The 12918-nt window shown below is 59.6% G+C and carries 11 protein-coding genes and 3 tRNA genes; 1 reads left to right on the top strand and 13 read right to left on the bottom strand.

The window, feature by feature from the left end:
- Positions 1 to 5: 5 nt before the first annotated feature.
- The 4 genes from J3T95_RS06195 to J3T95_RS06180 form a co-directional block, all read right to left on the bottom strand.
- Positions 6 to 1451, bottom strand: coding sequence for a tagaturonate reductase (locus tag J3T95_RS06195; protein WP_267450818.1), 1446 nt, complete (start codon positions 1449 to 1451; stop codon positions 6 to 8).
- Positions 1452 to 1547: 96 nt separating this feature from the next.
- A complete protein-coding gene (gene eda, locus J3T95_RS06190) occupies positions 1548 to 2213 on the bottom strand; it encodes a bifunctional 4-hydroxy-2-oxoglutarate aldolase/2-dehydro-3-deoxy-phosphogluconate aldolase (RefSeq protein ID WP_220236284.1) in 666 nt (221 codons plus the stop codon).
- A 92-nt stretch (positions 2214 to 2305) separates the two neighbouring features.
- Complete coding sequence (locus J3T95_RS06185; RefSeq protein ID WP_267450817.1) at positions 2306 to 3310, bottom strand: sugar kinase; 1005 nt, start codon at positions 3308 to 3310, stop codon at positions 2306 to 2308.
- 239 nt (positions 3311 to 3549) lie between these two features.
- Positions 3550 to 4782: an FAD-binding protein gene (locus J3T95_RS06180; protein WP_267450816.1), complete on the bottom strand. Its 1233-nt coding sequence runs from the start codon at positions 4780 to 4782 to the stop codon at positions 3550 to 3552.
- A gap of 329 nt (positions 4783 to 5111) precedes the next feature.
- Between J3T95_RS06180 and J3T95_RS06175 the strand changes: the two genes are divergently transcribed.
- A complete protein-coding gene (locus J3T95_RS06175) occupies positions 5112 to 6443 on the top strand; it encodes an O-acetylhomoserine aminocarboxypropyltransferase/cysteine synthase family protein (protein WP_267450815.1) in 1332 nt (443 codons plus the stop codon).
- A 134-nt stretch (positions 6444 to 6577) separates the two neighbouring features.
- On the opposite strand, the gene rpmG is transcribed toward J3T95_RS06175, so the two are convergent.
- The 9 genes from rpmG to nrdI (J3T95_RS06130) form a co-directional block, all read right to left on the bottom strand.
- Positions 6578 to 6745, bottom strand: a complete 168-nt coding sequence (gene rpmG, locus J3T95_RS06170; RefSeq protein WP_015022386.1) for a 50S ribosomal protein L33 — start codon at positions 6743 to 6745, stop codon at positions 6578 to 6580.
- 46 nt (positions 6746 to 6791) lie between these two features.
- Positions 6792 to 6865 (bottom strand) — tRNA-Met (locus J3T95_RS06165).
- Between the two features lie 4 nt (positions 6866 to 6869).
- Positions 6870 to 6941: transfer RNA gene (locus J3T95_RS06160), tRNA-Thr, on the bottom strand.
- 1 nt (position 6942) lies between these two features.
- Positions 6943 to 7024 (bottom strand) — tRNA-Tyr (locus J3T95_RS06155).
- Between the two features lie 116 nt (positions 7025 to 7140).
- A complete protein-coding gene (gene nrdF, locus J3T95_RS06150) occupies positions 7141 to 8136 on the bottom strand; it encodes a class 1b ribonucleoside-diphosphate reductase subunit beta (protein ID WP_220236288.1) in 996 nt (331 codons plus the stop codon).
- A gap of 136 nt (positions 8137 to 8272) precedes the next feature.
- The gene (nrdE, locus tag J3T95_RS06145) at positions 8273 to 10468 is read right to left on the bottom strand and encodes a class 1b ribonucleoside-diphosphate reductase subunit alpha (RefSeq protein WP_267450814.1); all 2196 of its coding nucleotides are present in this window, start codon (positions 10466 to 10468) and stop codon (positions 8273 to 8275) included.
- Between the two features lie 51 nt (positions 10469 to 10519).
- Positions 10520 to 11017 carry a class Ib ribonucleoside-diphosphate reductase assembly flavoprotein NrdI gene (gene nrdI, locus J3T95_RS06140; RefSeq protein ID WP_220236290.1) on the bottom strand — a complete coding sequence of 166 codons (498 nt, stop codon included), beginning with the start codon at positions 11015 to 11017 and terminating at the stop codon, positions 10520 to 10522.
- A 174-nt stretch (positions 11018 to 11191) separates the two neighbouring features.
- Positions 11192 to 12187 (bottom strand): class 1b ribonucleoside-diphosphate reductase subunit beta, encoded by a 996-nt coding sequence (gene nrdF, locus J3T95_RS06135; RefSeq protein WP_267450885.1) that lies wholly within the window; start codon positions 12185 to 12187, stop codon positions 11192 to 11194.
- A gap of 65 nt (positions 12188 to 12252) precedes the next feature.
- On the bottom strand, positions 12253 to 12741 hold the full coding sequence (gene nrdI, locus J3T95_RS06130; RefSeq protein ID WP_220236291.1) for a class Ib ribonucleoside-diphosphate reductase assembly flavoprotein NrdI: 489 nt from the start codon (positions 12739 to 12741) through the stop codon (positions 12253 to 12255).
- Positions 12742 to 12918 lie beyond the last annotated feature (177 nt).

Below are 12918 nucleotides of genomic sequence, written 5' to 3'. Positions count from 1 at the left end.
TTGGCTCATGCCAATCGGTCTATCAGGGGCTGGACACCCTGGTCGGCCAAATCGTCCAAGTCCTTCTGGACAGCCTCCGCTAGCCCTGCGATCCTGGTCAGGTCATGGCCCCAAACGGAGGCATCAGAAAGAATCCGGTTGACGAAATCATCCTGACCAGCAGCCTTGTGGAAGGCATCGATAACCTTCTGATCATCCTGAATCTTCACAGCATCACCGGCCTTGCCGCCATAATTCCACAACAGGCAGGACAGCGTCAGGACGATGCGTTCCGGAAGCCCACACCCCTGCTCCGCGTTGGCCGTAACCAGCGGGAGAAGGCGTGAGACGAATTTGGAGACCGAGTTCAACCCTATGGAATCCAAAGAATGCTGGACAAAGGGGTTGCCGAACCGCTCGCGAACCGCAGCAGCGAAGCTCTCCAGCTCCTCCTTGGGCAGTGTCTGGACGGGGATGATCTCCTCTTCCATCTCACGGGTAATGAAAGAACGCATGGTCCTATCGCCCATGACCTGTCCTACAGTCTTGAATCCGGCCAACCGGGCCACTTGGGCCATAGTGGTATGAGGACCGTTGAGCAGATAAACCTTGCGCTCACGGTAGGGCTGTACAGCATCGCAGGTCACCAGGTCGATTCCGGCCTTCCGCGCGGGAAGCAGCTCATCGACCTTGCGCTGGGCGGTCTGGTCGCCAGCTACGACCCAGAGCAGGAAGGGCTCGGCCTTGACCATGTTCTGGTCCTCGTAACCCAGCTTCTCCCAAAGCTCCTGGGCATCTTCGCGCGGGTAGCCAGGAACTATGCGATCCACGAGAGTGGATACGAAGGTGTTCTCCCGATCAAGCCAGTCGATGAAATCCTTACCCCATCCAAACCGTTCAGCGACATTTATCAGAGCATGATGCAGGGCCGGACCGTTGTCGGCGATAAGCTCGCAAGGCATAATCAGGAAGCCTGGCATGGACCTGTCGAACCTACGCTTGAGCAGATGAGCCAACTTCGCCGGATATCCCGCTGGCGGACGGTCTGTGACCTTATCCCCATCATTGACGGCAATGCCCGCTTCGGTGGTATTGGAGATGATGATCTGCGTATCAGGATCATCAGCTAGAGCCAGAAACCCATCCCAGTCCTGGTAGGGGTCGACTGTCTTGCCGATAGAGTCAATCAGCTCATGGCTGCGGACGGGCTTTCCATCCTTGAGACCTTCCAGAATGACTGTATAAAGCCGCTCCTGGTCCTCCAAGACTTGGACTCTGCCCTTTTCAAGGGGCTGAACAACTGCTGCGTTCCCCCCGAACAAGCCCTTATTGTTGAGCTGCTGGACTATCCAATCAACGAATGCTCTGAGAAAATTTCCCTCACCGAACTGGATGATCCTGATGGGTCGTTGAGCTGCCTCTGTACTAGTCAGCCCCAGATGCACGGCCACTGCTTCCCGTAATCTTTCCACAATGCTTCCTTTCCGTCCGCTCGCATCCCGCCCATACGGGGGATCCGACCAGATCATCGGACCTGGCGACCGATGACCAGCCCGGGACTCTGGCGCTCAGCCTTGCACCACCTGCCTGGCCTTCGCGCAGGCATCAGCAACGGCTTTCCAATCGCCTCGGCGCTGGGCCTGGGACGGTACAGGGAAACTCCCGCCCACAGCAAAGACGTTGGGCAGGTCGATGTATTCGCGAGCGTTCCCGAACCCAACTCCTCCGGTGGGCAAGAAGCTCATCTCTGCAAAGGGGCCGGAGAGTGCCTTCAAGGTCTTGATGCCACCGTAAGCCTCGGCTGGGAAGAACTTAGTAAAACGCAGACCAAGATCATAGGCTTTCTCAATGTCGCTGGGAGTCGCCGTTCCAGGCAAGACCGGGATCCGGGAGCCCGTGCACCAGTCGACCACAGCATCGTTGAAGGCCGGGGAGACGATACCCTTGCAACCTGCCTGCACTGCCTGGCGTGCCTGGTCGACCGTGTGCACAGTTCCTGCCACCAGGGTCACCTCAGGCACCTGGTCATAAATAGCCCGCATCCCGTCCAGGGCGGCAGCCGATCGGAAGGTGACCTCCGCGATGGGCACTCCACCGGAAGCCAGGGCCCTAGCCAGAGGAACCGCTTCCTCGGGTGAATGCAGGGTCACCAGGGGGACCACTTTGATTGTTCTGATCAGATCAATCAATCCGATCCGCTCCTCCGGTACGTCCGTCTTGCCAAACTCGCTCATGCCTGCTTCCTTCTCTTGTGGAATTGAACTTGTTGAATCGAATCCATCGCCTGTCTATGGAGGGCTTCTGATCGTCGCCCGGATAAACCGGCTCAGCCAACCTGTCTGACCGCAGCCCGCTGGCGTCCGGCAATAAAGTCATTCAACCGGGCCTTTGTGGGCAAGCCTTCGTTGTCGGATACCACCTGGGTCTGCATGGCACCGACGGCACACCCACGCTCCAACGCTTCGGACATGGGCCGACCCTCAAGCAGAGCCGACAACACGCCGGCCGCGAAACCGTCGCCGGCGCCGACTGTGTCCACCACCGCATCAACCTTGAAACCCGGAACGTAGACACCATCATGACCGTCCGTCGCGTAGGCTCCATCGGGCCCGTCCTTGACCACCGCATAACGGGCGCCATTGTCAATGAAGGCCTGACCGATATCGTGGACGCTGTCCAGCCCGAACAGATGCCTGCCCTCGGAAATGCCTGGAAGGACCAGATCAGCCTCGGCGCTTAAGGACAGGAGCGTCTGCTTCATATGTCTGTCGCTCTTCCAGAGAGCGGGACGTTCGTTGGGATCAAAGGAAACGAAGACCTGATTGGCCCGTGACAGCTCAACCAGCGCTTTGCTGGCTTCCAGGGTGCTTGCCGAAAGCGCCGGGAGGATTCCGGTCATATGCATCAGCGAGATTCCGCTGCAGTCGATGGCCTTGACATCGGCCGGGCCCAGGGCCGAAGCCGCCGATCCTTTGCGAAAGTAGTAAGTCTTGGGGTCTCCCTGCTCTACCTTGGACTTCATCATAAAGCCAGTGGAACGAGTGGCATCCTCGACGACCAAGGAGGTGTCCAGGTTGTTCTGCCGCATGAAGCACAGGATTCGTTCGCCTATCGGATCCTGGCCTATGCGAGTCATATAGACCGGATGTTGGCCAAGCCGCTCCAGGCCGATGGCTACGTTGAGCTCCGCACCTGCCACCGAGGCACTGAAGGACCCGACCTCACTGCAGGGTCCCTCCTCGCCAGCCGCGAAGAGCCCCATACCCTCGCCAACCAGGAGAACGCTGCCAGGACGGATGCCGCTGACCGCTATGTCGTGGGAAACCGCCATACCTTTCCTTCCATAACCAGGACTGATGGATCCGACAGGTTTGTTTCAACCCGCGTCAACGCGGGTGACGGTCCGATTCGTCCTCTGATGTTTTCAAGCTATGTGATAGAGGGATGGCGGAGGAATATGTTGCCAGCTGTTGCTTGTACCAGCATTTTTGATATGCACTTTGTAAAAAACAGACCCTCAGACCTTTGAATCGATCTGAGGGTCAGAAGAAACGGATCCTTGAGCAGGGGCTACCAGGCCAAGTCGATGCCCGGGGTGACAGGTTCGGGAATCAGATGGATGCCAAAGGTGGAATCCACGCCTTTCTGTATGGCATGTGCCAGGGCCGCCATGTCGTCTGAGCCGGCGCCTCCCCGGTTGGTCAAGGCCAGTGTGTGCACATCGGACAGGGCGGCTGCCGACCCTTGCTTTAAAGCGAAGCCCTTGTGAAAGCCCGAATGATCGATCAGCCAAGCCGCTGAGGTCTTGACCAATGCCGAGCCCTCGACAGGATAACGTGGGGCATCCGATGGCAGGGCATCCGCGGCCTTACGACTGATGATCGGATTGGTGAAGAAACTCCCGCAGCTGTGGCGGTCAAGCAGCACTCGTTCGCCCCTGGGGCCGTGAAGATCATCCTGGACTGCCTCCAGAGCCTCTTCCAGGTCGGAGGTTCGACGGCATGATCCCATCCAATCGGTCAGGTACCGGTAGGGATCCTCCAGCATCCCCTTGCCCGCTCTGACGGTCAGAACCGCCTGTCGAATCCGATCCAGGGGAAGCGTTGCTCCCGGTTCCACGCCCAGGGCCTTGGCAAGCTGGGCCGAACCCACCTGAACTTCAGACCCATGTCGCAGAACCAGGGTGACCGAAAGCACCACGTAGCGGGGCGTAGGGAAGAACCGTGCTTCGGGCACAGCCGGCGCCTGGTACATGGTCTGCTTGAGCAGGGAGGTCCTGTATCCGAAATCGAGGTCAGAGGCCCGCAGATAGGCTGTGACCTTGTCCTGACGGTCCCATACCTCGACCGAATCGACAAGGTGCCCGACCTCCTGGCCGTAGGCGCCGATGTTCTGGACCACCGAGGCCCCGACAGTCCCGGGGATGCCGGATAGGCCCTCTATTCCGATCAGGTGCATGCGCACGCAGTAGGAGACCAGATCATCCCAGTTGGTCCCAGCCGTAGCGTTGATGTGAACGACGGGAAAGCCGCTCTCGGGCGGAGCCACCTCGTCAGGCACGCTGATGTCCTGACGGGTGTCGCGCACGACTACGCCAGGAAAGTCCTGGTCAGAGGCGAGCAGGTTGGATCCCCCGCCAATCAGGCAGAGGGGCAGCCCCTTGGAATCCGCCCCCTCCACAGCCTCGATCAGCCCGACCCTGTCATGTGGCTGGACAAAGGCCGCAATACGTCCTCCCACGCCCATGGTGGTGATATCAGCAAATGTCGGAGTTGAGATGTTGACCGTGGCTGCTTCTGACATGTCTTTCACTGTATCATCGCAGGTGACAGGGCTGATCTAGAGCCCTTCTAGCCTACCGGCCCTCTGATCTGCTGTCTTGATCCGCCTTCTCGACCCACTGGCTCGATTCGATGAATTACGGCAGGCAAACGCAAAATACAGAGCCACACATGGGCAGGTTCTCTTGATTTAGCCCCGGTCAGCCGTAGCACCGACAAGGACGGCAGGGGGGTGAATAACCCCTTATAAGGAACGCCTATAGAGGCACTGTTGTCTCAGCATCTGAAAAAGGGTTTGATGATCCGTGAAGCACGCGAGCATCTAGGCCACATTCAGAGGAGCGGGCCGTCATGAGCAAAGGATTCGCGACAAAAGCCGTCCATAACGGCTATGACTGTCAAGGACAGGGCGGAGGCGCGGCCAGCGTCCCCATCTACCAGTCGGCCGCCTTTGACATGGTCACCGCCGACCGGGGAGACGCCCTGGCCGCCGGCGAAATTCAAGGGTTCTCTTACTCACGCTTGGCCAACCCCACGGTCAAGGTCCTGGAGGACCGCCTTGCTGGCCTGGAGAGGGGCAAGGGGGCCGTGGCCATGGCCTCAGGGATGGCCGCTGTATCGTCAGCTCTCATGTGTGCCGCCGAGGGCGGTGGGAGACTAATTTCCCCGGTCGATCTTTATGGAACCACGGTGGACGCCATGAAGACTTTCTTCCCCAACTTTGGCATCGAAACGGATTTCGTGGACGACATCAACGACCTTGATGCAGTGGAACCCCTGATCCAGGACAACACCAGGGCCATCTTCGCCGAATCCGTGGCCAATCCGTCCACAGCCATCGCCGACATCCCCGGCCTGGCCGACTTGGCCCACCGGCATGGGCTGGCCCTGATCATCGACAATACGGTGCCCACGCCGTACCTGCTCAACCCGATCGACTTCGGTGCCGACATCGTCGTCCATTCGACCACCAAGGGGATCAGCGGCCATGGCAACGCCCTGGGCGGGGTCATCGTGGATGCAGGCCGATTCGACTGGGGCAACGGCCGCTTCCCGCAGATGAGCCAGCCCGAACTGATCATCAGCGACGAGCGGCACGGATCCATGGTCAGCTTTCTGGATGCCTTCGGCAAGATGGCCTTCCTCCACAGGGTCCACACCAAGTACCTGCACACCTTCGGGGCGGTCATGAGCCCCTTCGCAGCCTACCTGCAGCTGACAGGCCTTGAGACCCTGCCACAGCGGGTCGCCACCGAGGTGAAGACTGCAGCAATCCTGGCCCGCCACCTGCTGACCATTCCCCAGGTGGAGCAGGTCAACTACTCGGGAATTCGCGAGAGTCACCACCAGGGCTATGCGGACCAGCAGGACCGCCTGGCATCGACCCTGCTGCCCAAGGGCGTCGGCACGATCCTCTCCTTCAAGGTCCAAGGGGACTATGAGCAGGTCAAGCGCATCGTAGACTCGGTGCATCTCATGAGCTACATGCCCAACATCGGCGACTGCCGCACTCTGATTGTCGACCCGGCCAGGATCACCCACAGGGAGGTTCCAGGCCCCTACCGCCTCAGCGCCGGTGTAGGCGACGATCTGATTCGAATCTCCGTGGGCCTGGAGGACCCGGGGGACCTGATCGCCGATCTGGATCAGGCCTTTGAGGCCGCCTACCAGGTCAATCTCTGAAGGCTGAGCCCCCACTATCGCAAAACCCGTATGCACGGCAGGCATATAGGCAGATCTGCGTGAGGAAGCGCCTGCGTATAAAAAGAACCCGGCCGAATGGTCGGGTTCCGATGAAGCCAAAGGACGGGAAGAACTCAGCGGGTCTCCCGGTGCAGGGTATGCTTGCCGCAACGGGGGCAGAACTTCTTGAGCTCCAGACGGTCAGGAGTGTTACGACGGTTCTTGGTCGTAATGTAATTACGCTCCTTGCACACGGTGCACGCCAGCGTAATGCCAGGACGGATATCTGCGGCTTTTGCCATGGTTCACCTCTATAGTCGTTGCACGACCGACGTATGTCGGCCACAGTAGCGAGGAAGAGACTCGAACTCTTGACCTTACGATTATGAGTCGTACGCTCTAGCCAGCTGAGCTACCCCGCCAGAGAGCCTCGGGTGAGAATCGGACTCACGACCTCTTCCTTACCAAGGAAGTGCTCTGCCACTGAGCTACCGAGGCGTGGCGGATAGAGGATTCGAACCTCTGAAGCATTACGCGGCTGATTTACAGTCAGCTCCCTTTGACCGCTTGGGAAATCCGCCATGCCGCACTAGAACCGAAGCTCTGTACGGCAACTTGCCTATAATGACATGTTTTTCCATTTTCCGCAAGTCACGCTCCAACGTCGTGTCTTCCACGTCAGAGCGGGACGGACGGGTCAGAAATCCCAGTCGTCGTCGTCCGTCTCCACGGCCTTGCCCATGACGTAGGAGGAGCCCGAGCCGGAGAAGAAATCGTGGTTCTCGTCGGCGTTGGGGCTCAGCGATGCGATGATGGCCGGATTCACGTCGGTGGTGTCCGAGGGGAAGAGGGCCGGATAACCCAGGTTCATCAGCGCCTTGTTGCCGTTGTAACGCAGGAACTTGGTGACATCCTCCACCAGGCCCACCCCCGAGTACAGGCTCTCGGTGTATTCCACCTCGTTGTCGTACAGGTCGCCCAGGAGCTCGTAGGTGTAGTCGCTCATGGCCTGACGCTCGGAGTCGGAGACCCTGGCCAGCCCCTTCTGGTACTTGTAGCCGATGTAGTAGCCATGCACGGCCTCGTCACGGATGATCAGGCGGATCAGATCGGCTGTGTTGGTCAGCTTGGCATGGCTGGAGAAGTACATGGGCAGGTAGAAGCCCGAGTAGAAGAGGAAGGACTCCAGCAGGGTGGAGGCCACCTTGCGCTTCAGGGGGTTGTCGCCCTCGTAGTAGTCCAGGACGATCTGGGCCTTGCGCTGGAGGAACTCATTGTGTTCGCTCCACTCGAAGGCAGCGTCGATCTGAGGGGTGGAAGCCAGGGTGGAGAAGATGGAGGAGTAGGACTTGGCATGGACCGACTCCATGAAGGCGATATTGGTGTAAACAGCCTCCTCATGGGGGGTCAGCGCATCCGGAATCAGGCTGACGGCGCCCACGGTCCCCTGGATGGTGTCCAGAAGGGTCAGCCCGGTGAAGACCCGCATGGTCAGGGTGTGCTCCTCCTCGCTCATGGCCTGCCAGGAGGGCAGGTCATTGCTGACGGGAACTTTCTCGGGCAGCCAGAAGTTGCCAGTCAGACGGTCCCAGACCTCAAGGTCCTTCTCGTCCTCCAGACGGTTCCAGTTGATGGCGGAGACCCGGTCAATCAGCTTCAGCGGCTGCCGGGGAATGGAAATGGGTGGGACCATGGTTGATTGCTCCTTGTTGGATAAGTGTTCGACAGTGCGACGCGGATCACGACAGGACCGTCAGTCTACCGCATGGACGGACCTGACCCGTGGACGTGGCGACCGGTGACTGCATATGACTCTTAGGACAGGTGCCTTAAAGCATGCAGCTGACGCAGCCCTCGACCTCGGTGCCCTCCAGGGCCTGTTGGCGGATCCTGATGTAGTAGAGGGTCTTGATCCCCTTGCGCCAGGCGTAAATCTGAGCCTTGTTGAGGTCGCGGGTGGTGGCCGTGTCAGGGAAGAAGAGGGTCAGCGAGAGCCCCTGATCCACATGCTGAGTGGCCTCGGCGTAGGTGTCCACGATCTTCTTCCAGCCGATCTCGTAGGCGTCCTCAAAGTAATCCAGGTTCTCGTTGGTCATGTAGGGAGCCGGGTAGTAGACGCGCCCGATCTTGCCCTCCTTGCGGATCTCGATCTTGGAGGCAATCGGATGGATGGAGCTGGTGGAGTGGTTGATGTAGGAGATGGACCCGGTCGGTGGGACAGCCTGAAGGTTCTGGTTGTAGATGCCCTCCTTGAGGATGGCCGCCTGGAGTTCCTTCCAATCCTCCACAGTGGGGATATGGACCCGGTACTGGTCGAAGAGGTCCTTGATCCACTGGGTCCTAGGCTCCAAGGAACGGCTGCCCTCGGTGTACTTGTCGAAGTAGTTCCCCTGCCCTGCCGGCTTGGCATAATCGGACTTGGCGAAGGAGGCGAAGGCCTTCCCCCGCTCCACGGCCAGGGCATGAGAGGCCCTGTAGGCGTGGTAGGCCACGGTCATGAAGTACATGTCGGTGAAGTCCAGCCCCTCCTCGGATCCGTAGTGGATGCCCTCGCGGGCCAGGAAACCGTGGAGGTTCATCTGACCCAGGCCGATGGCATGGCCCTCGTCGTTGCCCCGCTTGATGGAGGGGACGGCCTCGATGTTGGTATGGTCAGAGACGGAGGTCAGGGCCCGCACCGAGGTTTCGACCGTGTCGGCCAGGCCGCCGTCCATGGCCTTGGCGATGTTGAGGGACCCCAGGTTGCATGAGATGTCACGGCCGATATGGTCGTAGTTCAGGTTCTCGGAGTAGGTGCTGGGCTCCTGGACCTGCAGGATCTCCGAGCAGAGGTTGGACATGGTGATCCGGCCGTCGATGGGGTTGGCCTTGTTGACCGTGTCCTCGAAGAGGATGTAGGGGTAGCCGGACTCGAACTGAATCTCGGCCAGGGTCATGAAGAAGTCACGGGCATCGATGTACTTCTTGTGAATCCGCTTGTCCTTGACCATCTCCTCGTAGTGCTCAGTGATGGGAATGTCAGCGAAGGGCTTGCCGTAGACCCGCTCCACATCATAAGGCGAGAAGAGGGCCATGGGCTCCTTGCGTTTGGCCAGCTCGAAGGTGATGTCAGGGATGACCACGCCCAGGGCCAGGGACTTGATGCGGATCTTCTCATCCGCGTTCTCCCGCTTGGTGTCCAGGAAGCGCATGATGTCAGGGTGGTGGGCCGACAGGTAGACGGCGCCGGCACCCTGGCGGGCGCCCAGCTGGTTGGCGTAGGAGAAGGAATCCTCCAGGAGCTTCATGACCGGGACCACGCCGCTGGACTGGTTCTCGATGTGCTTGATGGGTGCGCCCATTTCGCGCAGATTGCTGAGCAGCAGGGCCACGCCGCCGCCCCTCTTGGACAGCTGCAGGGCCGCGTTGACCCCTCGGGAGATGGACTCCATGTTGTCTTCTATGCGCACCAGGAAGCAGGAGACCGGCTCGCCGCGCTGGGCCTTGCCCAGGTTCAGGAAGGTGGGGGTGGCGGGTTGGAAGCGGCCGGAGATGATCTCATCCGCGTACTTCATGGCGGCCTGCTCGTCCCCGTCGGCCAGCTCCAAGGCCACGGCTACACAACGCTGGGGGAAGTCCTCCAGGTAGCGCTTGCCGTCGAAGGTTTTCAGCGCATAAGAGGTGTAGAACTTGAAGGCACCCAGGAAGGTCTCGAATTCGAAGCCGCTTTCGGCCGCATGCTTATAGATCTTGTCCAGAAACTCCGGGGCGTAGCGTTCAAAGACCTTCCGGTCGTAGTACTCCTGATCCAGGAGGTAGGCGATCCGCTCGGCCGTGGAGGGGAAGGTCATGGTGTTGGGCCCTACGTGCCGGTCCATGTACTGGCGCTCGGCCTCGTGGTCCTTGTCGAATTGAATCCTTCCGTCCTTGTCGTACAGGTTCAGCATGGCATTCAGGGCATGGTAGTCGTGAGCCGGATCGAAGGTCTCCTCATCCTCGGATGCGGTCCTGTCCAGGCCCAGGGATGTATCCTCGTTTGCTCCCATCGGGTGTCCTTTCATGAGTATGGCGGTGATGATATGCGTAATGAAATTGGCTCAGGGCTCGGGGTTGTTGCGGAAGAAATCCACGACCCCGCGGCGGACCTTGTTTTGGTCCTCTTTGGTGCCCATGAGCTCGAAATAGTAGAGGAATGGCACATTGCACTTGCGGGAGATGATGTCTCCCGCCATGCAGAAGGCCTCCCCGAAGTTGGTGTTGCCCGAGGCGATGACCCCGCGGATGCCGGCCCGGTTGGCTGGGTCGTTCAAGAAACGCTTGATCTGCGGCATGACCGCCTTCTTGGCTGATCCGCCCCCATAGGTGGGGACGATCAGGATGTAGGGCTGGCGAATGTTGAGCGGCGGGTCCTTGGGCCTCAAGGGGATGCGGAAGACGTCGATCCCCTCGTCATCCAAATGGCAGTTGGCGATGAACCGGGCGGTATTGCGCGAGGCCGACGAGAAGTAGACCACGGCCCCCAGACGCTGACCCTGGGCGGCGAACTCGGGAGCGCTGAGCTCCGAATCAATTCCGGCGGTCTGCTGTTGCTCCATGCTTCCTCCTGATCAGGCCACCAGAGCCTGTCTTGACGGTGATGCCCGCCCTGAGGACGGGCCGATCAGTACCCGCCCAGCGCGAGCCTGAATTACTATATGTGCTATCGATATCGAAAACGGTGAGCATATATAGGGTTTTCTGTGCCTAATATCACACCGGTTCCGACTGGCCTAGAAGTCCCAGTCGTCGTCGTCCGTGGACTCGGAGTGCCCCATGACGTAGGAGGAGCCCGAGCCCGAGAAGAAATCATGGTTCTCGTTGGCAGAGGGCGACAGGGCCGCCAGGATCTCCGAGCTGACATCGGTCTGGCCGGCCACGAACCGGGCCGGGTAGCCCAGGTTCATCAGCGCCTTGTTGGCATTGTAGCGAACGAAGGCGAAGACATCCTCGACAAAGGGGAATCCCTCATAGATCTGCCCTGAATAGACCATCTCCAGGTCGTAGAGCTTATCCAGCAAATCATTGGTGAACTTCTCCAGCATGGCCTGGTCAGCCTGGGTCCTCTCCTCCAGACCCCGCTGATACTTGTAGCCCGAGTAATAGCCGTGGATGGCCTTGTCGCGCAGGATCAGCCGAATCATGTCAGCCGTGTTCATCAGCCTGGCATGGCTGGAGAAGTAGAGGGGCAGGTAGAAGCCAGCATAGAGCATGAGAGAGGAGAGCATGGTGGAGGCCACCTTGCGCTTGAGGGGATCCTCGCTGACATACTCGTGCAGGACCGTGTGGACGCGCTCCTGGAGGATGTCGTTGGCCACAGCCCACCGGTAGGCCCTGTCGATCTCCTCGCTGGAGCAAAGGGTGGAGAAAACCGAAGAATAGGAGCGAGCGTGGACCGACTGCATGAAGGCGATGTTGGTATAGATGGCCTGCTCCTGCTCGGTACGGGCGTGATCGATCTGCACCAGCTCGCCGATGGTGGCCTGGGTGGTGTCCAGCATGGTCAGTCCGGTGAAGACGCGGACCGTGGTCTGGCGCTCATGATCGGTCAGCGTGTTCCAGGATGGGATGTCGTTGGACAGGGGCACCTTCTCAGGCAGCCAGAAGTTGGAGACCAGCCGGTTCCAGACCTCCAGATCCTTCTCGTCGGTGACGTTGTTCCAGTTGACCGGGCGAATCCTGGCCTCAGGGGTGACTCGGTACTGGGGCGGGGTGATGGATTGGCGCATCATCTCGTCGTCGGCGTAGACGCCGACCTCTGACTTAGCGCTTTCTTGCGTGCCTTCCTGCCGGCTCATGACAAAACCGACTTTCGTGAATCAGTCGACTGCTGTTGGAGCCGCACTCCCATTCCGGCCAGAATGGCCCTTACCGCCCGGACGTCCGCCGCAGTGCCCAGGAGCTCGAAGCGATAGAGCTCAGGGACGCCGCACCGAAGGGCAATCTGCGGTCCGGCTGCACAATAGGCGCTGCCGAAGTTCCTGTTGCCCGAGGTGACCACCCCGCGGATTAGTCCGCGGTTGACCGGATTGTTCAGGAAGTGGATGACCTGCTTGGGCACGGCTCCCCTGGCTGACCCGCCGCCATAGGTGGGCACCAGCAGAAGGTAGGGCGTATCCATGACGAGCATGGGCTGTCGCCGCTCGTACAGGGGGATACGGAGAGGCTCCTCCACGCCCAACCGCTGCACAAAGCGGTGGGTGTTGTTGGAGACACTGGAGAAATACACCAGCCTGGAGGCATCACCCAGAGGATCATGCCGATCTACATCTACTAAGGGCATAGGGACCGCTGCTCCTTGATAAACACTATATATTGGATTAACTTGGCTAGCTGACCACAATATATAGGTTCATCCAAGACGACACAAGTTCATAGGAGCAAAATTGGCCCCGCTGTGACATTCCATACAAGAACTGAGACGTCAAGCATTTACATTTACGCTCGCGTTACAGCGACC

Source organism: Bifidobacterium sp. B4079 (genome assembly GCF_026537385.1).
GTDB classification, from domain to species: domain Bacteria; phylum Actinomycetota; class Actinomycetes; order Actinomycetales; family Bifidobacteriaceae; genus Bombiscardovia; species Bombiscardovia asteroides_I.
This window is presented reverse-complemented; position numbering and strand designations above follow the sequence as displayed.

Excerpts from the sequence above, each read along its gene's own strand:
- nrdI (WP_220236290.1), bottom strand. The coding sequence starts at position 11,017 with ATGGAGCAACAGCAGACCGCCGGAATTGATTCGGAGCTCAGCGCTCCC.
- nrdI (WP_220236291.1), bottom strand. The coding sequence starts at position 12,741 with ATGCCCTTAGTAGATGTAGATCGGCATGATCCTCTGGGTGATGCCTCC.
- J3T95_RS06185 (WP_267450817.1), bottom strand. The coding sequence starts at position 3,310 with ATGGCGGTTTCCCACGACATAGCGGTCAGCGGCATCCGTCCTGGCAGC.
- J3T95_RS06175 (WP_267450815.1), top strand. The coding sequence starts at position 5,112 with ATGAGCAAAGGATTCGCGACAAAAGCCGTCCATAACGGCTATGACTGT.
- nrdF (WP_267450885.1), bottom strand. The coding sequence starts at position 12,187 with ATGCGCCAATCCATCACCCCGCCCCAGTACCGAGTCACCCCTGAGGCC.
- nrdE (WP_267450814.1), bottom strand. The coding sequence starts at position 10,468 with ATGGGAGCAAACGAGGATACATCCCTGGGCCTGGACAGGACCGCATCC.
- nrdF (WP_220236288.1), bottom strand. The coding sequence starts at position 8,136 with ATGGTCCCACCCATTTCCATTCCCCGGCAGCCGCTGAAGCTGATTGAC.
- rpmG (WP_015022386.1), bottom strand. The coding sequence starts at position 6,745 with ATGGCAAAAGCCGCAGATATCCGTCCTGGCATTACGCTGGCGTGCACC.
- eda (WP_220236284.1), bottom strand. The coding sequence starts at position 2,213 with ATGAGCGAGTTTGGCAAGACGGACGTACCGGAGGAGCGGATCGGATTG.
- J3T95_RS06180 (WP_267450816.1), bottom strand. The coding sequence starts at position 4,782 with ATGTCAGAAGCAGCCACGGTCAACATCTCAACTCCGACATTTGCTGAT.